This window comes from Ruegeria sp. CDSC085 (assembly GCF_059610465.1).
This window is the reverse complement of sequence record NZ_JBXWNR010000004.1, coordinates 235,976-256,103: the sequence shown is the minus strand read 5'-3', so window position 1 is coordinate 256,103 and position 20,128 is coordinate 235,976. Positions and strand designations below refer to the sequence as shown.

17 protein-coding genes are annotated in these 20,128 nt (G+C 58.6%); 14 read left to right on the top strand and 3 right to left on the bottom strand.

Annotation, left to right across the window (positions count from 1 at the left end; translation table 11 throughout):
- Positions 1-48: 48 nt before the first annotated feature.
- From AC2FJB_RS09205 to AC2FJB_RS09175, 7 genes are read left to right on the top strand one after another with little or no spacing between them, the layout of a single operon-like run.
- Complete coding sequence (locus tag AC2FJB_RS09205) at positions 49-2,502, top strand: FAD-dependent oxidoreductase (RefSeq protein ID WP_496717875.1); 2,454 nt, start codon at positions 49-51, stop codon at positions 2,500-2,502.
- Complete coding sequence (locus AC2FJB_RS09200) at positions 2,502-3,584, top strand: alcohol dehydrogenase family protein (RefSeq protein WP_496717877.1); 1,083 nt, start codon at positions 2,502-2,504, stop codon at positions 3,582-3,584. Before AC2FJB_RS09205 ends, AC2FJB_RS09200 begins: the two co-directional genes overlap by 1 nt.
- Positions 3,581-4,159, top strand: coding sequence for a dimethylsulfonioproprionate lyase family protein (locus tag AC2FJB_RS09195; RefSeq protein ID WP_496717878.1), 579 nt, complete (start codon positions 3,581-3,583; stop codon positions 4,157-4,159). Before AC2FJB_RS09200 ends, AC2FJB_RS09195 begins: the two co-directional genes overlap by 4 nt.
- Positions 4,156-5,262, top strand: coding sequence for a mandelate racemase/muconate lactonizing enzyme family protein (locus AC2FJB_RS09190; RefSeq protein ID WP_496717879.1), 1,107 nt, complete (start codon positions 4,156-4,158; stop codon positions 5,260-5,262). Before AC2FJB_RS09195 ends, AC2FJB_RS09190 begins: the two co-directional genes overlap by 4 nt.
- The gene (locus AC2FJB_RS09185; RefSeq protein ID WP_496717881.1) at positions 5,259-6,365 is read left to right on the top strand and encodes a mandelate racemase/muconate lactonizing enzyme family protein; all 1,107 of its coding nucleotides are present in this window, start codon (positions 5,259-5,261) and stop codon (positions 6,363-6,365) included. Before AC2FJB_RS09190 ends, AC2FJB_RS09185 begins: the two co-directional genes overlap by 4 nt.
- A complete protein-coding gene (locus AC2FJB_RS09180; RefSeq protein ID WP_496717882.1) occupies positions 6,362-7,465 on the top strand; it encodes a mandelate racemase/muconate lactonizing enzyme family protein in 1,104 nt (367 codons plus the stop codon). Before AC2FJB_RS09185 ends, AC2FJB_RS09180 begins: the two co-directional genes overlap by 4 nt.
- A 1-nt stretch (position 7,466) precedes the next feature.
- Positions 7,467-8,738, top strand: coding sequence for an aspartate aminotransferase family protein (locus AC2FJB_RS09175; protein WP_496717884.1), 1,272 nt, complete (start codon positions 7,467-7,469; stop codon positions 8,736-8,738).
- A gap of 223 nt (positions 8,739-8,961) precedes the next feature.
- Here AC2FJB_RS09175 and hemC read toward each other — a convergent pair whose 3' ends face one another.
- Positions 8,962-9,927 carry a hydroxymethylbilane synthase gene (gene hemC / locus AC2FJB_RS09170; protein ID WP_496717886.1) on the bottom strand — a complete coding sequence of 322 codons (966 nt, stop codon included), beginning with the start codon at positions 9,925-9,927 and terminating at the stop codon, positions 8,962-8,964.
- A 106-nt stretch (positions 9,928-10,033) separates the two neighbouring features.
- Between hemC and hemE the strand changes: the two genes are divergently transcribed.
- Positions 10,034-11,068: a uroporphyrinogen decarboxylase gene (gene hemE / locus AC2FJB_RS09165; RefSeq protein WP_496717888.1), complete on the top strand. Its 1,035-nt coding sequence runs from the start codon at positions 10,034-10,036 to the stop codon at positions 11,066-11,068.
- Positions 11,069-11,148: 80 nt separating this feature from the next.
- On the opposite strand, the gene AC2FJB_RS09160 is transcribed toward hemE, so the two are convergent.
- Positions 11,149-12,243, bottom strand: coding sequence for a CaiB/BaiF CoA transferase family protein (locus tag AC2FJB_RS09160; RefSeq protein WP_496717889.1), 1,095 nt, complete (start codon positions 12,241-12,243; stop codon positions 11,149-11,151).
- A gap of 164 nt (positions 12,244-12,407) precedes the next feature.
- On the opposite strand from AC2FJB_RS09160, the gene AC2FJB_RS09155 reads away from it, so the two are divergent.
- The 6 genes from AC2FJB_RS09155 (at position 12,408) to uvrC (ending at position 19,095) form a co-directional block, all read left to right on the top strand.
- Positions 12,408-13,337, top strand: coding sequence for an ABC transporter ATP-binding protein (locus AC2FJB_RS09155; protein WP_117870559.1), 930 nt, complete (start codon positions 12,408-12,410; stop codon positions 13,335-13,337).
- Entirely contained in the window at positions 13,334-14,095 is a 762-nt protein-coding gene (locus AC2FJB_RS09150; protein WP_117870556.1) for an ABC transporter permease, read from the top strand. The genes AC2FJB_RS09155 and AC2FJB_RS09150 overlap by 4 nt, the downstream gene beginning before the upstream one ends.
- A gap of 114 nt (positions 14,096-14,209) precedes the next feature.
- Positions 14,210-15,007: a S49 family peptidase gene (locus AC2FJB_RS09145; RefSeq protein WP_117870553.1), complete on the top strand. Its 798-nt coding sequence runs from the start codon at positions 14,210-14,212 to the stop codon at positions 15,005-15,007.
- Positions 15,008-15,178: 171 nt separating this feature from the next.
- Positions 15,179-16,141: a calcium/sodium antiporter gene (locus AC2FJB_RS09140; protein ID WP_117872883.1), complete on the top strand. Its 963-nt coding sequence runs from the start codon at positions 15,179-15,181 to the stop codon at positions 16,139-16,141.
- Between the two features lie 21 nt (positions 16,142-16,162).
- Positions 16,163-16,942, top strand: coding sequence for an SDR family oxidoreductase (locus AC2FJB_RS09135; protein WP_496717890.1), 780 nt, complete (start codon positions 16,163-16,165; stop codon positions 16,940-16,942).
- Positions 16,943-17,232: 290 nt separating this feature from the next.
- A complete protein-coding gene (gene uvrC, locus AC2FJB_RS09130; protein WP_496717892.1) occupies positions 17,233-19,095 on the top strand; it encodes an excinuclease ABC subunit UvrC in 1,863 nt (620 codons plus the stop codon).
- Here the strand turns inward: uvrC and AC2FJB_RS09125 are convergent.
- Complete coding sequence (locus AC2FJB_RS09125) at positions 19,092-19,976, bottom strand: DMT family transporter (protein WP_496717893.1); 885 nt, start codon at positions 19,974-19,976, stop codon at positions 19,092-19,094. The genes uvrC and AC2FJB_RS09125 overlap by 4 nt on opposite strands.
- Positions 19,977-20,128 lie beyond the last annotated feature (152 nt).

Below are 20,128 nucleotides of genomic sequence, written 5' to 3'. Positions count from 1 at the left end.
TGGAATTAGCCTGTCGAGCAGAAACGCGACTCGGGAAGAGGAAAAATCATGTCCGGGAACGAACTGCCGTCACACGCCCGCGTGGTCATTGTCGGAGGCGGCGTGATGGGGGTCGGTCTGGCCTATCATCTGGCGCATGAAGGATGGGGCGGTGATACCGTCCTGCTGGAGAAGGCCGAGTTGACCAGCGGCAGCACCTGGCATGCAGCGGGACAGATCACGCATTCGACCTCCAGCTTTGGACTGGGCAAGTGCGTGGATTACAACATCGGGCTGTATTCCGGCCGGTTGGAAGCTGAAACCGGCCAACCCGTCACATGGCACGGCTGCGGTTCGTTCCGTCTGGCCTATACCCAGGATGAGATGGACTGGCTGCGCCACACCTTGTCGGTTGGTCGGTCGCTGGGCTTCAATATCGAGCTTGTCGGCCACGAAAAGGTGGCTGAACTGCATCCATTCTACAATCTCGATGGCGTTCTGGGCGCGCTTCATACGCCGGATGACGGCCATGTGGACCCGACCAATGTGACGATGGCGATGGCGACCGGCGCGCGTCAGAAGGGCGTCTGCATCTTCCGTAGCTGCCGCGCCACCAACATCACGCAGGCCGGGAACGGTGAGTGGGTTGTTGAAACCGAGAACGGCACAATCACCTGCGAGCATGTAGTGAACGCAGGCGGAACCTATGCAAGGCAAATGGGCGAGTGGTCGGGGCTGCAACTGCCGATGACCTCGATGACGCACCATTATTTCGTGACAGAACCGGTGCCGGAATTCCAGAACCTGGACACCGAATTGCCGGTGATCCGTGATGACCGCAAGGTCTCGGGCTATATCCGGATGGAACAGCAGCGCGGTCTGATCGGGATTTACGAAAAAGAGAACCCGAACTCGGTCTGGCATGACTATTGCCCGTGGGAATACGAGAACTGGCTATTCGACGCGGACTACGACCGGGTGATGCCGTGGCTTGAGGAAAGCCTGAACCGGATGCCGATCTTTGCCGAGCTTGGCATTCAGCGCGACGTTCACGGGGCGATCTCGCACCCGCCGGATGGCAACCCTCTGATCGGACCAGCGCCGGGTGTTCGGAACTATTGGTGCTGCTGCGGGACGCAGATCGGCATCGGCTGGGGGCCGGGTCTGACCCGCGAACTGGCGCGGTGGATGGTGCATGGTGCCGCCGATATCTCGATGCGCGAATTCGATCCGCGCCGGTTCGGCAGCTATGCCACGAAGGATTGGCAGGTGATCAAGGCCGAGGAAGATTACTGCCTGCGCCACGAAATCCCCTTTCCGCATTTCAACCGTCTGGCCGGGCGACCGATCAAGCCGTCGCCGCTCTATGAGCTGCTGAAATCCAAGGGCGCGGTGCATGAAGAAGTGTATGGTTTTGAACGCCCCCGATGGTTCGCCCGCGACGGTGTGGAACAGCGCGACCATTATTCCTTCTGCCGCACGCCTGCCGACGACATGGTGGCGACCGAAGTGAAGGCGGTGCGCGAGAGCGTCGGCGTCATGGACGTCACCGCCTTCACCAAGGTTGAAGTTTCGGGGCCGGGTGCCTATGCCCTGCTTGACAGGCTGACCGCAAACCGAATGCCTCAGAAGGTTGGTTCGATCACACTGACCCACATGCTGAACCGTCGCGGCCGTATCGAATTGGAGACCACGATTGTACGCATGGCCGACGACCGCTTCTATCTGGTCTGTGCCGCCTTCTTTGAACAACGCCTGCTGGATCATCTGGCACAGCAATGCGCGGATGACGATGTGCAGGTAACTGCCCTGTCCGCAGACTGGTCGGCCCTGTCGCTGAACGGTCCCCGATCGCGGGATGTGCTGGCGCGCTGCACCGATGCCGATCTGACCAATGCTAGGTTCCGCTGGCTTTCCGCGCAGGAAATCAACATCGCCGGTCACAAGGTCTGGGCTTTCCGCATGTCCTATGCCGGGGAACTGGGCTGGGAGCTGCACATGCCCAACACCGCCTGCATCGACGTCTACAACGCGCTTTGGGCCGCAGGCGAGGCGTATGGCATCGCCGACTACGGCAGCTTCGCCATGAACGTGATGCGAATGGAAAAGGGTTTCAAAGGCGCAGGAGAGCTGACCAACGAGGTCACTCTGGCCGAGGCCGACGTGCTGCGTTTTGCGCGCACCGACAAGGAATATCTGGGCAAGGACAAGACGCTCAACACCGATCTGCCCTGGATCTGTGCCTATCTTTCAATTGAACCGGATGGAGAGATTGATGGGCATGGTGGAGAGGCGGTGCTGCTGGACGGGCGCGTCGTCGGGTCCACAGCGTCGGTCGCTTATGGCCACACCGTCGGCAAAATCCTGGCCTTTGCTTACCTCAAGCCCGAAGCGGCCAAAGCCGGGACAGAGCTGGAGGTCGTGATCCATGGCCAACCCCGCGCCGCCCGTGTTCTGGGTGAACCTGCCTACGATCCCGACAGTTTGCTGCCCCGCAGTGACGCCATACTGGAGACCGCATGATGAGACTGCCCGATACGATGAGAGCCATGGTCACAATGGGCCACGGTGGACTGGACCAGATGATGATGCAGGAAGACTGGCCGCGCCCCGAACCCGCGGCTGGTGAAGTGCTGATCAGGGTCGCAGCCTGTGGCCTGAACAATACCGACGTCAATACGCGATCCGGCTGGTATTCCAAGACCGTCACGGATGCGACGACAGGTGGCGCGTTCGATGAGGTGGGTGAAAAAGACCCCACCTGGGGCGGCAATCCGATTACCTTCCCGCGCATTCAGGGCGCAGATGTCTGTGGGCATATCGTGGCCGTTGGCGAAGGCGTTGACAGCGCCCGTATCGGCGAGCGTGTTATCACGGATGGCTGGCTGCGAGATCCGGCTGATCCTGGCAACATGAACAAGACAGGTTACTTCGGCTCAGAACGCGATGGCGGGTTCGCCGAATATACCACGACTCTGGCGGTCAATGCGGTGCCGATTGCTTCGGAACTGTCGGATGCCGAGCTTGCGACCTTTTCCTGTTCTTACTCTACTGCCGAAGGGATGCTGTCGCGTGCCAATTTGACGGAAAAAGACACCGTTCTTGTACCCGGTGCCTCGGGCGGGGTGGGTGGTGCTTTGGTTCAATTGGCCAAACGCCGAGGCGCGCGTGTGATTGCGATGGCATCCGAATCCAAACACGCCGACGTGGCCGACCTTGGCCCTGATCTGGTTTTGCCCCGCGCACCTGAAGACCTGCGGTCGGCGCTGGGCGGCGAGAGGATCACGGTGGTCGCCGATGTGGTAGGTGGCCCTTACTGGCCGAACCTGATCGACGTACTGGAGCGCGGCGGGCGCTACACCTGTTCGGGGGCCATTGCAGGCCCGATGGTCGAGCTCGACCTGCGGACCTTCTATCTGCGCGATCTGACTTTCACCGGTTCGACCGTGATTGACCCGCAGGTTATGCATAACCTAGTGAAATACATCGAAGCGGGTGAGATCAAACCGGCGCTGGCTGCGACCTACCCCTTGGAAGAGCTGCGGGAAGCGCAAGCCGCCTTTATCGCCAAACAGCACACTGGCAATATTGTGGTGATCCCATGATGCTGGATGATGTTCTCGAGGCGGCCCGCCAATTGCATCAGGCGCATCCTGACCTTGCCGCGTTTGCATCATGGCCGGACGATCTGACACCGACGAGTTTGCAGCCTGCGCACATACCGGCGACCGATCTGGCGGGCGATTTTGGCCTTGATGGCGTGGCGCCAACCCGTGATCTGGTCGCGGCGATCCAGGCCAGTGCGCGTCTGGCGCACTGGAAACACACATACACCGAAGAGGAAGTCGGCGCGGATTTCCTGAATCGGTATGGGTATTACGAACTGTTCGGACCGACCGGGCATTTCCACTCGACCCAATTGCGCGGCTACGTGGGATATTGGGGCGCTGGATTGGACTATGACTGGCACAGCCATCAGGCGGAAGAGCTGTATCTGACCTTGGCGGGCGGAGCGGTTTTTCGGAGCGACGAGGATGAAACCTTCGTTGGCCCGAACCAGATACGGCAGCACAAAAGCTGGCAAAGCCACGCCATGACCACGACGGACCAACCGATCCTGACCTTTGTCCTGTGGCGCGGCGAGGGGATGGGCGACTTGCCCAGAATGGACGCAGCATGAAAATCACCCGCATCCGAATCTACCAGACCGGGCTTCCCTATGTCGGCGGCACGTATGTCTGGGGTGCGGGCAATGCAATTCAAACAGCGACAGCCTCGGTTGTGGTAGTCGACACTGACGCGGGTTTGCAGGGATGTGGTGAGTTCACCCCCTGTGGCGAAAACTACATGATGGCCCATTCCGAAGGTGTGACTGCGCTGGCGCGACTTGTCGCTGGCAAGCTGCTGGGCGAAGATCCGCGTCAGGTGGGGCGGATCGAGCACCTGATGGACCATCTGGTACAAGGGCATGGCTATGCCAAGGCCCCGTTCGATGCGGCGTGCTGGGATATACTGGGTCAGGAGTGTGATCAGCCGGTCTGGATGCTGTTGGGCGGTAAGCTGACTAATGGCGCGCCAATGTACCGGGTCGCGCCGCAGAAAGCGGTAGAGGACACCGTGGCCGAGATGGACCAGTACCGGGAACAGGGTTATCAGCAATTTCAGGTCAAAGTGGGAGGTGACTGGGCCAGTGACATTGACCGGATACGCACCACTGTACCGTTGCTGAAACCCGGCGAGAAAGCCATGGCCGATGCCAATCAGGGCTGGCGCGTAGACGATGCGATCCGCGTGGCACGCGAGACCCGGGATCTGGATTTCATTCTGGAGCAACCCTGCCGCACGTATGAGGAATGCCAGCAAGTGCGCCGGATTGCCGAGCAGCCACTGAAGCTAGATGAATGCGTGACCGGGATCCACATGGCTCAGCGTATCGTCGCGGACCGGGGGGCAGAGATTTGTTGTCTCAAGATTTCAAACCTTGGCGGCATCAGCAAGGCCCGGCGGGTACGAGACTACCTGATCGACAACCGCATCCCTGTGGTCAGCGAAGACACTTGGGGTGGAGAGATCACGTCTTCGGTTGTCGCCCATTTCGCGGCATCGACCCCGCCTGAATACCTGCAGAACACCACGGATCTGATGAACTACAACACGCGATCTACGGGCGTCGGCGGTCCTGTCGTGAAAGACGGAAAGCTTTATGCAACCAATACGCCGGGATTGGGTGTAACCCCTGATTTTGAAAGCCTCGGCGCACCCGTGGCGGAGTATGCTTTATGAAGATTGAAACCATTACCGTTTTTCAGGTCGATTTGCCGCTTGAGCATCCATATTGGCTGTCCGGGGGTCGCCTGAAGTTCGAAAGGCTTGATGCGACGCTGGTCAAGCTCGAAACCGATACCGGTCTGGTCGGCTGGGGCGAGGGCACGCCCTGGGGGCACACCTATGTACCCGCGCACGGGCCAGGCATCCGGGCCGGGATCGAAACGATGGCCCCCTTCATCCTCGGCCTTGATCCGCGTCGGGTTTTGGACGTGGAACGGGCCATGGATATTGCCTTGCCCGGACACCTCTATGCCAAAAGCCCCATAGATATGGCCTGCTGGGATATTGCTGGGCAGGCAGCGGGTCTGCCGATTGCCGATCTGATGGGCGGCGGATCGCGGACACCGCGCCCGATTGCGTCCTCGGTCGGGGCGAAAACCGTCGAGGAAACACGCGACGTCATGGAGCGGTATCGCAAGCGCGGCTATATCGCCCATTCGGTGAAGATCGGCGGTGATGTCGAGCGGGACATTGCCCGTGTGCGGGATGTCGAAAGCATCCGGCAGCCCGGAGAGATTGTTCTGTATGATGTCAACCGTGGCTGGACGCGCCAGCAGGCCTTGCGGGTGATGAGCGCCTGCGAAGACCTGAACGTGATGTTCGAGCAACCCTGTGAAACACTGGATGATATCGCGGCGATCTCGGGGCTTCATGCGTCTCCGGTGTCTGTGGACGAGTCCCTTGTGACCTTGCAGGATGCCGCCCGGATTGCCCGCGATGGTCTGGCCCAGATATTCGGGATCAAGCTGAATCGCGTGGGTGGCCTGACCAAGGCCGCGCGGATACGGGATATCGCGCTGGCCCATGGGATAGACATGTTCGTGATGGCCACCGGCGGAACGGTTCTGGCCGATACCGAAGCGCTGCATCTGGCCGCCACGATCCCGGATGACCATTGCCACGCGGTCTGGGCCTGTCAGGACATGATCACGGTTGATGTTGCAGACGGCCGTGGGCCTCGCAATGTCGATGGCCATCTGCATCTGCCCGAAGCGCCGGGGCTTGGCGTGCATCCTGATGAAGCCAAATTGGGTGATCCAGTAGGAGAATATGCTTGAGGATTGACAAGCTAACGCTCTGGTCCATCGAACTGACCAGCCATGAAACCTACCACATGGCTGACGGCAAGACCTGTGCGACCGTGACGTCTCATATCCTGCGCCTTGAGACGGATACAGGTCTGACGGGTTGGGGTGAGGTCTGCCCGATCCCGCATTATCTGCCAGCCTATGCGGATGGCGTACCGGGGGCCGTTGCTGAAATGGGCCCCGAGATTCTCGGGATTTCTCCGATTGGGGTCGATGCGCCGATGCGAAAGCTGGACGGGTTTCTGCAAGGCCACAGCTACGCGAAATCGATCGTGGACATTGCGCTGTGGGATCTGTTCGGCCGCGCGGCGGGGGTGCCGGTTTACGCATTGCTGGGCGGGCGAACACGGGCGGATATGCCGCTCTATCATTCGATCACCTGCATTGCGCCGGACGAGATGGCCAGAATTGCCAAGGCGGCTTTCCAAACCGGGATTCGCCAGTTTCAGGTCAAGCTGGGAGTCGAGGGCGATTGGCAGGCCGATGCCGAGCGGCTGATCAAAGTGCGCGAGGCCGTGGGACCTGGGCCGCTTGTGTATGGCGACTGGAACTGCGGGGCATCGCGCCTTCAGGCAACGCGAACCGGGCGCGCGGTGGCACATCTGGATGTGATGCTGGAACAGCCCTGTAAAACACTGGAAGCCTGTGCTGCTGTCTGTCAGTCGACGGGTCTGCCCATGAAGATCGACGAAAACGCCTTTGATCTTGCGTCACTGATGCGGGCGCATGAATTGGGGTGCATGGATGCGGTTGCGTTGAAGCTGTCGAAATTCGGTGGCCTGTCAGCGATGCGCCGTGCGCGCGATCTGACCGTTCAGCTGGGCGCCGAGATTTGCGCAGAATGCACATGGGGGTCAGATATCGTAACGGCGGCCTCGCTGCATTTTGCCGCTTCCACGCCGCGGGGGTCGCTGATGAACACATGCGATCTTTCTTCTTACGTTGCGCCACGTATTTGCCCGGATGCACCAAAACGTGAAAATGGCCGGATTGCCCCGCCTGAAGGTCCGGGTTTAGGTGTTGCACCTGACCTCGAAATTCTTGGCTCCCCGATTTTGGAGATTGATTGAGATGCTGAAAGTCCAAACGCAGTCGGAGTGGATAGCGCGCGCAAACGAAGTTCTGCCTGCCGGTGGTTTCGGCAACTTCGATCCGGGCATCATCATCGCCCGTGGCGAGGGCAGCCGTGTCTGGGACGAGGATGGAAACGAATATATCGACTATCTGATCGGGTCCGGCCCGATGCTGCTGGGCCATGGCCACCCCGAGGTGATGGAAGCGGTGCTGGAGCAGCTGCCCAAGGGCCTGACCTTCTTCGCCAACAACAGCAAGGGCATCGAACTCGCCGAGGCCATCATCGAAGCCGTTCCCTGTTGCGAGCAGGTGCGTTTCGTTGCCTCTGGGGGCGAGGCAGACATGTACGCCATGCGGCTGGCGCGCGCCTACACCGGGCGCGACAAGATCCTCAAGTTTGAAGGGGGGTATCACGGTATGAGCGCCGAGGCACAGATGAGCCTGGCCCCCAGCCGCCGGGTCAATTTCCCTCAGGCCGTTCCCGACAGTGCCGGTATCCCCGAAAGTGTGGCCGAGCAGATGCTGATCGCGCCTTTCAATGATCTTAAGGCGGTGGCAGCGCTGCTTGACGAACATGATGATATCGCTGCGATCATGGTCGAACCCTTGCAGCGGATCATCCCGCCCGAGCCGGGGTATTTGCATGGCTTGCGGGCGTTATGCGACAAATTTGGTGTTCTGCTTATTTTTGATGAGATCGTCACCGGGTTCCGACTGGCTTACGGCGGTGCACAAGAGCGATACGGAGTGACCCCGGATATCTGCACGCTTGGCAAGATCACCGGTGGTGGCTTTCCTCTGGCTGCGCTGGGCGCCAGTGCCGAGATCATGACGCACTTCGACAAATCGAAAGTCGGAGAAGAGGGCTGGCTGATGCAGTTGGGTACTTTGTCCGGCAACCCCGTTGCCTCAGCTGCGGGGTTGAAGACGATGGAGGTTTTGCGGCGCGAAGGCACCTATGAACACCTGCGCTCGATTGGGAGGCAGTTGCAACAGATGCAATCGAACGCTTTGAATGAGGCAGGCATTGCCCATCGCATCTGCGGCGATGAGACCTTGTTCGACATTTATTTCACCAAGGCCGAATGTCGGGATTATCGCAGCGCAAACCATGATGACCCGAAGCGCAACGCCACTTACAATGCAACGTTGCGGGCGCATGGGATATTCAAAGCTCCGGGCAAACTGTACCCGTCGCTGGCGGTTACCGAAGCGGATCTGGAACAGACCAGAGAGGCCGTTCGTCACGCTGTCGAAGCAATTTCCTGAACGCGGGTCGGGTACAACGTAAACGGGTCGCTGTTGAACCCAACAGCGACCCGCTACCTTTGGAAGCCGGGGGTCAGTCTCGCCCCCTCGAATACTGATTAAAACACCGGCAATCTGAAATCTTTTCGATACTTTCGAGACTGACCCGACTTCCTCTTCGGTATGTCCCATTAATGCCTGATCGCGCCGCCTGCTACAGTGATCAAGTTCACACTGAGCAAATTTATTTTGAATTTTTCCAATCGAATAGATCAGGTCCTGCCTGTTCAAGCAGTTCTGCCGCCATCGCGCGGGCCATTTCAGGCCCATCTTCGACGGGGCCGGTCATATCTCTGCTGGCGGTTTCCGTTCCGTCCGGGCGCAGCACTTCGCCTCGCAACCTTAGGGTGTCGCCGTCCAGTTCGGCAAGGCCGGCGATCGGGGTTTCGCAGGACCCGTCCAGCGCGGCCAGCAATGTGCGTTCGGCCGCCAGGCGCCATCCCGTTTCCGTGTGATGAATCGCTTCCAGCATTTCGGCTGCGCGCATGTCGTTGCTGCGCCGTTCTATGCCGATGGTACCCTGCGCGATCGCCGGCAGCATATCGTCAGGAGAGATGGCGCTGGCCGGAACCTCATCCATCCCCAAACGGCGAATGCCTGCCATCGCCAGAAACGTGCAATCGGCAACTCCGTCTTCCAGCTTTTTCAGCCGTGTCTGCACGTTTCCGCGAAACTCGACTACTTTCAGATCCGGTCTCCGGTTCAGCAACTGCGCACCGCGTCGTAAAGACGAGGTGCCCACCACGGCCCCCTCGGGCAGATCGTGGATCGAGCCCAATCGCGGAGAGATAAAAGCGTCGCGCACATCCTCGCGCGGCAGGAACGTGCCCAGAACCAGCCCTTCGGGTTGTTCAACCGGCATGTCCTTTGTTGAATGCACGGCGATGTCGATCTCGGCGCGCAGCATCGCCTCTTCGATTTCTTTGGTGAACAGGCCCTTGTTGCCGATTTCCTTCAGCGGTCGATCCGCGTCGATCATGGCGCGATTGTCGCCGGTCGTCTTGATCACTACGATCTCGAACGCATCCTGTGGCAGATCGAACGCATCGCTCAGGCGCTGGCGCGTTTCGTAGGCCTGAGCCAGAGCCAGTGGCGAACCACGGGTGCCGATTCTGAGGGGCGATGCGGGGGTGGGCAGAGTCAAAGTCATGTGCACAGCTTTAGTCGCGTCACATTGCCCTGACAATGGGGGCTGAGCTTGACAAATTGCCGCCGAAGGACGACCCGTTGCCAAAACCTGAATGCTGGGGGCGAACATGGCCGAGACAAAGAAACTGCTGCGGGCGCTGGCGGGTGAGGTGCAGAATGTGCCGCCGATCTGGATGATGCGTCAGGCGGGCCGGTATCTACCGGAATACCGGGCCACACGTGCCCAGGCCGGGGATTTCCTGTCTTTGTGCTATAACCCGGAACTGGCAGCAGAAGTCACCTTGCAACCAATTCGGCGCTACGGGTTTGATGCGGCGATCCTGTTTGCCGATATTCTGCTGGTGCCACAGGCGCTGGGCGCTGACCTTTGGTTCGTGACCGGCGAAGGCCCGCGTTTGTCGACCATCACGAAACAGTCCGAGTTTGACGCGTTGAAACCGGTTGACGCGATTCATGATACATTGTCACCCGTGTACGAAACGGTGCGCATTCTGTCGCGAGAATTGCCGTCCGAAACCTCCTTGATCGGATTCGCAGGCGCGCCGTGGACTGTGGCCACGTACATGATTGCAGGGCGCGGCACGCCGGATCAGGGTCCCGCCCATGCGCTGCGCGAAGGTAATACTGCTTTGTTCGAGGCGCTGTTGGATCGCATAACCGCGGCAACGATTGAATATCTGTCCGCTCAGATCGACGCCGGGGCCGAGGTGGTCAAGATATTTGACAGTTGGGCGGGGTCTTTGAACGGCGAAGCTTTCCGCAAATACGCGGTCGAGCCGTGCCGGGTGATCACGCAAGCCATCAAGGAACGCCACCCCGGTATCCCTGTGATTGGATTTCCGCGGGAAGCAGGCGACGGGTACATAGGGTTTGCAAAGTCGACCGGCGTGGATTGCGTGGCGCTGGACAATTCCGTGTCGCCTGAATGGGCTGCTGAGAAAGTACAGGTTGATGGCTGTGTGCAAGGCAACCTTGCCTCATCGCATATGGTGACAGGTGGTCAGGCGCTGGTGGATGAAACCCGGCGCATCGTTGAGGCGTTTTCCAAGGGGCCGCACATCTTCAACCTTGGGCATGGAATCACACCAGATGCAGATCCTGAGAATGTTCAGCTGATGATCGACACGGTGCGCGGCGGATAGGGTGCGTGGGAGGGGGCCAGCCCCCTCTTGGCCGCTGGCCAATTCACCCCCGGGATATTTCCGGCCAGATGAAGAGTGGGTCAGGCGCTTTTGGGGTCTCGGAGTTCGTTCAGGATCTCGGCGGTGTGTTGTCCGCGCGCCGGGCTGGGTTTCGGATGCCATTGGTGTGTGGAGAAGCGCGGGGCGGCGGCGGCCTGCAGGGTTCCGTCTGTCTCGCGCCAGGATAGACGAGCAGTATTCATCGGATGGGTTGCGGCCTCATCGGGACTGAGAACCGGGGCGACGCAGGCGTCTGACCTGTCGAACAGTTTGGCCCAATGTTCGCGCGGCCTGGACGCGAAGACTTCTGCCAGGCGCCGGGTCAGGTCCGGCCAGAGTTTGCGGGTGTATTGTTGCTGGAACGCCGGGTCATGGGACAAGTCCAGAATTTCCAGGAATCGGGCGTAGAATTTCGGTTCGAGGCATTGGACCGAAACAAATCCGCCGTCTGCGCAGGTGTAAGTTCGGCTCCAATGCGGGCCGTCCAACAGGCTTTGGCCGCGGGTTTCAGACAGGTTTCCGGTTTGGCGCATGGTCATAAGAAGGTTCATCATATGGGCCGAGCCGTCGTAGATGGCGGCGTCAACCACGGTGCCTTTTCCGGTTCTTTGCGCGTTGATCAAGCCTGCCAGGATGCCCGTGACGAGATACATGGCTCCTCCGCCAATATCACCGACCAAAGTGGCCGGGGTTTGAGGCGGCTGATCAGGAAGAGAGGCGTACCAGAGCGCGCCGGACAAAGCGATGTAATTCAAGTCATGTCCGGCTGTGTCAGCCAATGGACCATCCTGCCCCCAGCCTGTCATGCGACCATATATCAGTTTCGGGTTGCGGGTCAGGCAAAGATCCGGGCCAAGACCCAGCTTTTCCATCACGCCGGGGCGGAAGCCTTCGATCAGTGCGTCTGCCGTGTCAATCAGGCGGCGGGCGGTCGCCAGATCGTCAGTGTCCTTCAGATCAAGTGCGATAGATCGTTTGCCGCGGTCCAGAAGCGAGCGGTTCGGCATGCCCGGGGTTACAGTCTGGCCTTTGCGATGGATCGTGATGACGTCGGCGCCCAGATCAGCAAGCTGCATGGCGGCAAACGGGCCGGGGCCCAGCCCTTCGATTTCGACAATACGTATTCCATTCAGCATCAGCGCCTCCGTTGTGGCAGAGTTTGCGGGTGGGTTGACGGATTGCAAGTTGGAATTGAGCATGGTTCTGACAACCATTAGAAAATGCGCAGCACGTTGTGCGAAATTGCCCTGTTGCAGGCTGGTTCCGCGCGATAGGGTCTCGGTCGGAACGGGGAACAGATATGACGACCATTTTGTCCATCAAAGATCTTCGCAAATCTTACGCCGATGGGTTCGAGGCCCTGAAGGGTGTGTCTCTGGATATTGAAGAGGGCGAGATACTTGCGCTTCTGGGACCAAATGGCGCCGGGAAGACAACCCTGATTTCGACGATTTGCGGGATAACAAACCCGACATCGGGGGTGGTCACAGTTGGTGGACATGACATCCAGTCCGACTATCGCGCAGCGCGCAGGATGATCGGGCTTGTGCCGCAAGAGATCGCGTTGGAACCATTTGAAAAGGTCAGGAACACGGTTCGGTTGTCGCGCGGGCTGTTCGGGCTTGGCAAGGACAACGCGCGGATCGAAGAGATTCTGCGCAAGCTGTCCCTATGGGACAAGCGCAACAACGCGATCAAGGAATTGTCCGGTGGCATGAAGCGGAGGGTGCTCATTGCCAAGGCCCTGGCCCATGAACCTCGGGTGCTTTTTCTGGACGAGCCGACTGCCGGAGTGGATGTCGAGTTGCGCAAGGATATGTGGGAGCTTGTGGCGGAACTGAAACGGGACGGTGTCACCATCATTCTGACCACCCATTATATTGAAGAAGCTGAAGCGATTGCGGATCGTGTCGGCGTCATCGACAAGGGAGAGCTTTTGCTGGTGCAGGACAAAGCCACACTCATGTCGCAGATGGGTAAAAAGCAGATCGAAGTCATGCTGACCGAACCCATCGCTCGGATTCCCGACAGTCTGGCCAGCCACAATCTTGCCCTCAATGGCGCAGGTGATTGCCTGATCTATACCTACGATACCCACGCGGATCGTACCGGCATAACGACCTTGCTGAATGACGTGTCCGAGGCAGGTTTGGTGTTGCGCGACGTGCAGACCAGGCAATCAAGCCTGGAAGAGATTTTCGTCAATCTGGTATCCGGAGAGGCCGCATGAACTGGACCGCGATCGCTGCCATCTACCGGTTCGAAATGGCCCGTTTCTTCCGCACTCTGGCACAGAGCTTTCTGTCGCCGGTTCTGTCTACGTCGCTTTATTTTGTGGTGTTTGGCACCGCCATCGGCAGCCGTATCCAAGAGGTCGAGGGCGTTTCATACGGTGCGTTTATTGTGCCGGGGCTGATCATGTTGTCGGTGGTGATGCTGTCGATTTCGAACGCGTCGTTCGGGATTTATTTCCCCAAGTTTCTGGGCACCATCTACGAGCTGTTGTCCGCTCCGGTCAATTTCATCGAGATCGTGATCGGATATGTCGGTGCCGCCGCCACAAAGGCGCTGTTTGTGGGGTTGGTGATATTGGTCACTGCGACGTTTTTTGTCGATATTCGGATAGAGCATCCATTCGCCATGGCCGCGTTTCTGATCCTGTCCTGTCTCAGCTTTTCGTTGCTGGGATTCATCATCGGGATCTGGGCCAGCAACTTCGAGCAGATGTCGTTGGTGCCGCAGTTGGTGGTGACGCCACTGATCTTTCTGGGGGGTACGTTTTATTCGATCTCGATGCTGCCGCCATTGTGGCAGACCATCACGCTGTTCAATCCCGTGGTCTATCTGATTTCGGGTTTCCGCTGGTCCTTTTACGGGCTGGCAGATGTGCCGATTGTTTTCAGTCTTCTTGCCATTGTCGCTTTTACAGGTCTGTGCCTGGCGGTCATCGGTTGGATCTTCAAAACCGGTTGGCGCATTCGCAGCTGACCTTCGCCAAGGCGTTGCATTTTTGCCCATCGAGTGTGGGAATTTGGTTCACGTCGCGTTTAAGGCTCGTAGAGTCCCTTGTTTACGAGTTGGGGGCACTCTACATCGGCACCCATGAAACTCAGCCTACCGTTTGTCAAAAAGCACCCCTGTGTGGCCGTTGTTCGCTTGTCCGGCGCCATTGGTATGGCCGGTCGCGGTTCTCTCAACGACACCTCTCTGGCCCCGGTTCTTGAGAAGGCGTTTCGCAAAGGAAAGCCTGTAGCTGTCGCGCTCGAGATCAACTCTCCGGGCGGGTCGCCTGTGCAAAGCTCTTTGATTGGCGCACGTATCCGGCGATTGTCGGAAGAGCTGGACGTGCCCGTGATCGGGTTTGTTGAGGACGTTGCGGCGTCAGGCGGCTATTGGCTGGCTGCTGCTGCGGATGAAATCTGGGCCGACGACAGTTCGGTTCTCGGGTCGATCGGGGTTATTTCGGCCGGGTTTGGCGCGCATGTCTTTTTGGCGCGGCAGGGATTTGAACGGCGTGTCCATACAGCTGGCAAGTCGAAATCGATGCTGGATCCCTTCTCGCCGGAAAAGAAAGAGGATGTGGCGCGCCTGCAAGGGCTGCTGGGCGACATCCACGAAAACTTCACAGCGCATGTCAAAGCCCGCCGGGGCAACAAGCTGGATCAAACCGCCGATCTGTTCACGGGTGAAATCTGGCTGGCGCGTCATGCGCAGGAGCTGGGTTTGATCGACGGCATCGCCCATCTGAAACCCAAGATGCAGGAACGCTTTGGCGACAAGGTCAAGTTCCGCCGGTATGGCGTGCGCAAACCGATCTGGTCGCGTTTCGGGGCCAGCCTGGCACAGGATGCCATTGCCGGATTAGAGGAGCGGGCGGCCTACGCGCGTTTCGGTTTGTGACGTGATCATCAAGGTTGTCACACTTTTTCTGATTGGCATGGGCGTCTTGGCGATGTTTGGCAAACTGCGCTTTCCGGGGCAAAAGAAACTGAGCTCGGCCAAGTGTCCACGCTGCGGGCGGTTTCGCATAGGTAAAGGCCCCTGTGCCTGCGAAAAAGGGGGCCGGACTTGATCACCACATGGCTGCTGTCTGGTCTTGGCCTGTTGATCCTGCTGCTGGCAGGCGATGCCTTGGTGCGTGGTGCGGTGAATCTGAGCCTGCGTCTCGGCGTCCCGGCGCTGATCGTCAGCCTGACGATTGTAGCCTTTGGTACGTCGGCACCCGAGTTGCTTATTGCGATCAGCGCGTTGAAAGAGAACGCGCCCGGTATCGCGCTGGGCAACGTTGTCGGATCGAACACGGCCAACATCCTGTTGGTTCTTGGCCTGCCCGCATTGCTGGCAACGATTCACACCAGTGAATGCAATAGCCGCAGGAACTATGTGTTCATGCTGATGGCGACGGTTCTGTTCATCGGGCTGGCTTTTTGCGGCACGTTCACCGTCTTCAGTGGCCTGATCCTGCTGGCGGCTTTGGGTCTGGTTCTTACAAATGCCTTTCGTGAGGCAAAGGCACATCGCAAGGCCTGTGGTGAGGCATGCGCGGAGGATGACGAACTGGAAGGTCTGGAAGAAGCTGACCCGGACATGCCCTACTGGAAGGTATCGATTTACCTGATCCTGGGCCTGGTGGGACTTCCGATGGGTGCCCATTTGCTGGTGGACAACGCGACCACGATTGCGAAAACTTATGGAGTCAGCGAAACGGTCATCGGCCTGACCCTTATCGCGGTAGGAACCTCTTTGCCCGAACTTGCGACGACGCTTATGGCCGCACTGCGCAGACAAGCCGATGTCGCGCTGGGTAACGTGATCGGTTCGAACATGTTCAACCTTCTGGCCATCATTGGGATCGCAACCTGGTTTGGTCGTATACCAGTTACCCCAGAGTTCTTGCGGTTCGACTTGTGGGTCATGCTGGGCGCATCGCTGCTTCTGGTTCCGTTTGTGTTCCTCAAACAGGACATCTCGCGCGTCTGGGGGTTGGTGTTGACTTTCCTTTATGTGCTTTATGTCACCGTATTGCTGGTGTGATCTGACAAAACGAGGTGAAGCATGACCCGAGCTTTAGTGACCGGTGCCGGTATTCGTTTGGGCCGGGCCATGGCGCTGTATCTGGCGGGTCGTGGTTTTGATGTGGCCGTGCACTACGCCTCCTCCGAAGGCCCGGCGCAGGAGACAGCGGCAGAGGTGCAGGCGCTTGGCCGTCAATCCGTGGCCCTGCAGACCGATCTGCTGGACGAGGCTCAGGTTCAGGCGCTGCTGCCCAAAGCGGCAGAGGCGCTGGGCGGGCCGATCACCTGTCTGGTGAACAACGCGTCGATTTTTGAATATGACAACATCCGCACGGCAACCCGGCAAAGCTGGGATCGACATCTCGACAGCAACCTGCGTGCGCCCTTTGTTTTGACGCAGGCAATGGCGGATCAGGGGCTGAGCGTTGGCACAGATGAAAATGGCGAACCGCTCGCAACCGGCCTTATCGTCAACATGGTGGACATGCGAGTGCGTAAACTGACGCCCGAGTTCATGTCATACACCATCGCGAAAATGGGTCTGTGGACGCTGACCCGAACGGCGGCGCAGGCATTGTCTCCGACGATCCGCGTCAATGCGATCGGGCCGGGCCCAACGATGCAGGGTCACCGCCAAAGCGAAGAACATTTTCTGACACAGCGTTCCAATACCGTATTGGAGCGGGGGTCCAACCCGTCTGACATAACTGCCGCGCTTGGGTATTTTCTGGATGCACACGCGGTTACCGGGCAGCTTTTATGTGTGGATGGCGGTCAGCATCTGGGTTGGAAAACTCCGGATGTTCTGGGCGTAGAATAAGCAATTTTGCTGCAAGTTTTGCACCGCTCTCAATTGTGTTACATGCGCGTTACAAAATTGTCTTTTTTTTCATACACTTGCTAAGTATGTAAAAAAATATCATTTAAAAACAAGTATTTAAATTGTTGCTTAATTTTTGTGCAAGTAAGGGAAGAGGCAAGGAAACAAGGGGATTTTCGATTTTCCGAAAACTTATCTTCACACTTATCCACAGAAACCGTGGATTTGTTTACTCTTGATCTGAGTGGCGTGAGATTGCAGCCATTGTCAGAGAATCATATCTCAGGGTCATGACTATCGACAGCGAATCGTCCCTTTCCGGCTATGCCTGCATTCAGCGCCATGTAAAAACGCTGGACAGTTCTCCGGGTGTTTACCGCATGCTCGATGCCGACAGCCGGGTTCTGTACGTCGGAAAAGCTCGAAACCTCAAGGCACGGGTGTCGAATTACACACGTCCGGGTCATTCGGGTCGGATCGAAAAGATGATCGCCGCGACGGCTTCGATGATGTTTTTGACCACGCGAACCGAGACCGAGGCATTGCTGCTGGAGCAGAACCTGATCAAGCAGCTCAAGCCGAAATACAATGTATTGTTGCGGGATGACAAAAGCTTTCCGAACATACTGGTCGCCAAGGATCATGACTTTCCGCAGATCAAGAAACACCGCGGGGCGAAGAAGGAAAAAGGAGCCTATTTCGGTCCCTTTGCCAGCGCAGGTGCGGTGAACCGGACATTAAATCAGTTGCAAAAAGCGTTCCTGCTGCGCAACTGCTCGGATTCGATGTTCGACAGCCGAACACGGCCTTGCCTGCTGTATCAGATCAAGCGTTGCTCCGGGCCGTGTGTTGGCCTGATCTCGGAGGAGGATTACCGTGAAAGCGTGAAGGATGCTGAACGCTTCCTGTCGGGTCGCTCGACCAAGGTACAGGAGGAGCTGGCCGAGCAGATGATGGCTGCGTCCGAGGCGATGGAGTTCGAACGCGCCGCCGGTCTGCGTGACCGTATCCGGGCGCTGACGCAGGTGCAGACCTCTCAGGGTATCAACCCGCGCGGTGTTGCTGAGGCGGACGTGATCGGCCTTTACATGGACAGCGGTCAGGCCTGTGTGCAGGTGTTTTTCATCCGTGCGAACCAGAACTGGGGCAACAAGGATTTCTATCCGCGCGTCGGACCGGATGTTTCATCTGCCGAAGTGATGGAGGCCTTTCTGGGTCAGTTCTACGACAACAAGGAACCGCCGCGACAGTTGATCCTGTCGGACGGAATCGAAAACGTTGATCTGATGCAGCAGGCGTTGGCTGAAAAAGCCGGGCGCAAGGTCGAAGTCCTTGTGCCGCAACGTGGCGAAAAACATGAACTGGTTGCCGGCGCCTTGCGCAACGCACGCGAGGCTCTGGCCCGCCGCATGTCGGAAAGCGCCACGCAGGCAAAGCTGTTGCGCGGGCTGGCCGAGGCGTTCGAACTGGACGGTCCGCCGGGTCGGATTGAGGTCTACGACAACTCTCACATTCAAGGCACCAACGCGGTTGGCGGCATGATCGTAGCGGGCCCAGAGGGGTTCATGAAAAACGCCTACCGCAAGTTCAACATTCGCGGAGATGACCTCACACCGGGTGACGACTTCGGCATGATGAAAGAGGTACTGAACCGTCGTTTCACCAGATTGCAAAAGGAAGACCCGGATCGCGACAAAGGGCTGTGGCCTGACCTGCTGCTGATTGATGGCGGTGCCGGGCAGGTAAGCGCCGTGCATGAGATCATGGTCGAACATGGGGTCGAAGACATTCCCATGGTCGGCGTCGCCAAAGGGGTCGACCGCGATCACGGCAAGGAAGAGTTTCACCGGATCGGCCAGCGCCCATTTGCGCTGAAACGAAACGATCCTGTATTGTATTTCATTCAACGCTTAAGGGATGAGGCGCACCGGTTTGCCATCGGCACCCATCGCGCAAAGCGGGCAAAGGCCGTAGGTGCGACACCGCTGGACGAGATCCCCGGTGTCGGGGCGGCACGCAAACGTGCTCTGCTGGCTCATTTCGGCAGCGCCAAAGCCGTCAGCCGGGCCAATCTGGCCGATCTGAAAGCGGTCGAAGGGATCTCGGCCGGTTTGGCGCAGAAGGTTTACGACTTCTTCCACGACAAGGGCTAGGCACGCCGACCCCGCCACAGGATATAGAGGCCCGAGGCAACGATCAGCGCGCTGCCGATCCACATGGTAGCGTCCAGGCTTTCACCGAACATGGCCACACCCAACCCGATGCCGAACAATAGTCGGGTGTACCGGAACGGGGTCACGGCAGACACTTCGCCCGTGCGCATGGCCTTCATCAGCGACGCATAAGCCATTACCCCCATCAGCACCGCCCCGGTTAGGTGCAGGCTTGTGTGCACGCTGAGTGAGACCATCGGCGCGCCTTCCCAAAACCGATAGGCCACGCCGGCCACGATGATGCTGAGGAAGCCGTAAAACCCCAGGACTTCGGTTCCAAGCGTGGCAGGTGCTGCGCGGCTGGCCAGATCACGTCCTGCAAATCCCAGCATTCCCAGCACTGCCAGTATCGACAGCAGCGAAAAACTGTCTCCGGTGGGTTGCAGGATGACGACGACGCCGATCATGCCGACAAAGATAGCGCTCCAACGCCGCCAACCGACTGTCTCGCCAAAGAACAACGCGGCGCCTGCAACAACGACCAGAGGCGTGGCTTGCAGAATCACCGTAGCCGAGGACAAAGGAGTCAGAGCAATGGCCAGAACGTAAAACAATCGACCAAAGACCTCGAAAAGTACTCGAATTTTCATCGGGCGGGACAGAACGTCAGGGTGCAGCAACCGATGCCCGCGCGCCAAAGCCACCGCAGCAAATATCACGGACCCACCCACACCAAAAAGAACCAGAACCTGCCATATCGGGAGTGCGGCTGAGGCGGCTTTCAGCAACGCATCCTCCAGCGCAAAGCCCGCCATCGCGGCGATCATCCAGAGGCTGCCGATCATGTTTGATCGGGCGTCGGTTTGAATATGCGCTGTCATCTGGTACTTTCTGGTTCGGCTTGCGCGGCAATCTGACCGCAAAGCCGGGAAAGGCCAAGAGGTTCTGTTCTGAGACGCCAGGCCTGCGGCGCTTTGACCAAGCGTTTGTGAGTGATGAAGTTTTTTGCCTGATTGGCTTTTCTGTTCCGGAC

Excerpts from the sequence above, each read along its gene's own strand:
- AC2FJB_RS09205 (WP_496717875.1), top strand. The coding sequence starts at position 49 with ATGTCCGGGAACGAACTGCCGTCACACGCCCGCGTGGTCATTGTCGGA.
- hemE (WP_496717888.1), top strand. The coding sequence starts at position 10,034 with ATGGCCGAGACAAAGAAACTGCTGCGGGCGCTGGCGGGTGAGGTGCAG.
- AC2FJB_RS09190 (WP_496717879.1), top strand. The coding sequence starts at position 4,156 with ATGAAAATCACCCGCATCCGAATCTACCAGACCGGGCTTCCCTATGTC.
- uvrC (WP_496717892.1), top strand. The coding sequence starts at position 17,233 with ATGACTATCGACAGCGAATCGTCCCTTTCCGGCTATGCCTGCATTCAG.
- AC2FJB_RS09150 (WP_117870556.1), top strand. The coding sequence starts at position 13,334 with ATGAACTGGACCGCGATCGCTGCCATCTACCGGTTCGAAATGGCCCGT.
- AC2FJB_RS09155 (WP_117870559.1), top strand. The coding sequence starts at position 12,408 with ATGACGACCATTTTGTCCATCAAAGATCTTCGCAAATCTTACGCCGAT.
- AC2FJB_RS09195 (WP_496717878.1), top strand. The coding sequence starts at position 3,581 with ATGATGCTGGATGATGTTCTCGAGGCGGCCCGCCAATTGCATCAGGCG.
- hemC (WP_496717886.1), bottom strand. The coding sequence starts at position 9,927 with ATGACTTTGACTCTGCCCACCCCCGCATCGCCCCTCAGAATCGGCACC.
- AC2FJB_RS09185 (WP_496717881.1), top strand. The coding sequence starts at position 5,259 with ATGAAGATTGAAACCATTACCGTTTTTCAGGTCGATTTGCCGCTTGAG.
- AC2FJB_RS09200 (WP_496717877.1), top strand. The coding sequence starts at position 2,502 with ATGAGACTGCCCGATACGATGAGAGCCATGGTCACAATGGGCCACGGT.
- AC2FJB_RS09125 (WP_496717893.1), bottom strand. The coding sequence starts at position 19,976 with ATGACAGCGCATATTCAAACCGACGCCCGATCAAACATGATCGGCAGC.
- AC2FJB_RS09160 (WP_496717889.1), bottom strand. The coding sequence starts at position 12,243 with ATGCTGAATGGAATACGTATTGTCGAAATCGAAGGGCTGGGCCCCGGC.
- AC2FJB_RS09145 (WP_117870553.1), top strand. The coding sequence starts at position 14,210 with ATGAAACTCAGCCTACCGTTTGTCAAAAAGCACCCCTGTGTGGCCGTT.
- AC2FJB_RS09135 (WP_496717890.1), top strand. The coding sequence starts at position 16,163 with ATGACCCGAGCTTTAGTGACCGGTGCCGGTATTCGTTTGGGCCGGGCC.
- AC2FJB_RS09175 (WP_496717884.1), top strand. The coding sequence starts at position 7,467 with ATGCTGAAAGTCCAAACGCAGTCGGAGTGGATAGCGCGCGCAAACGAA.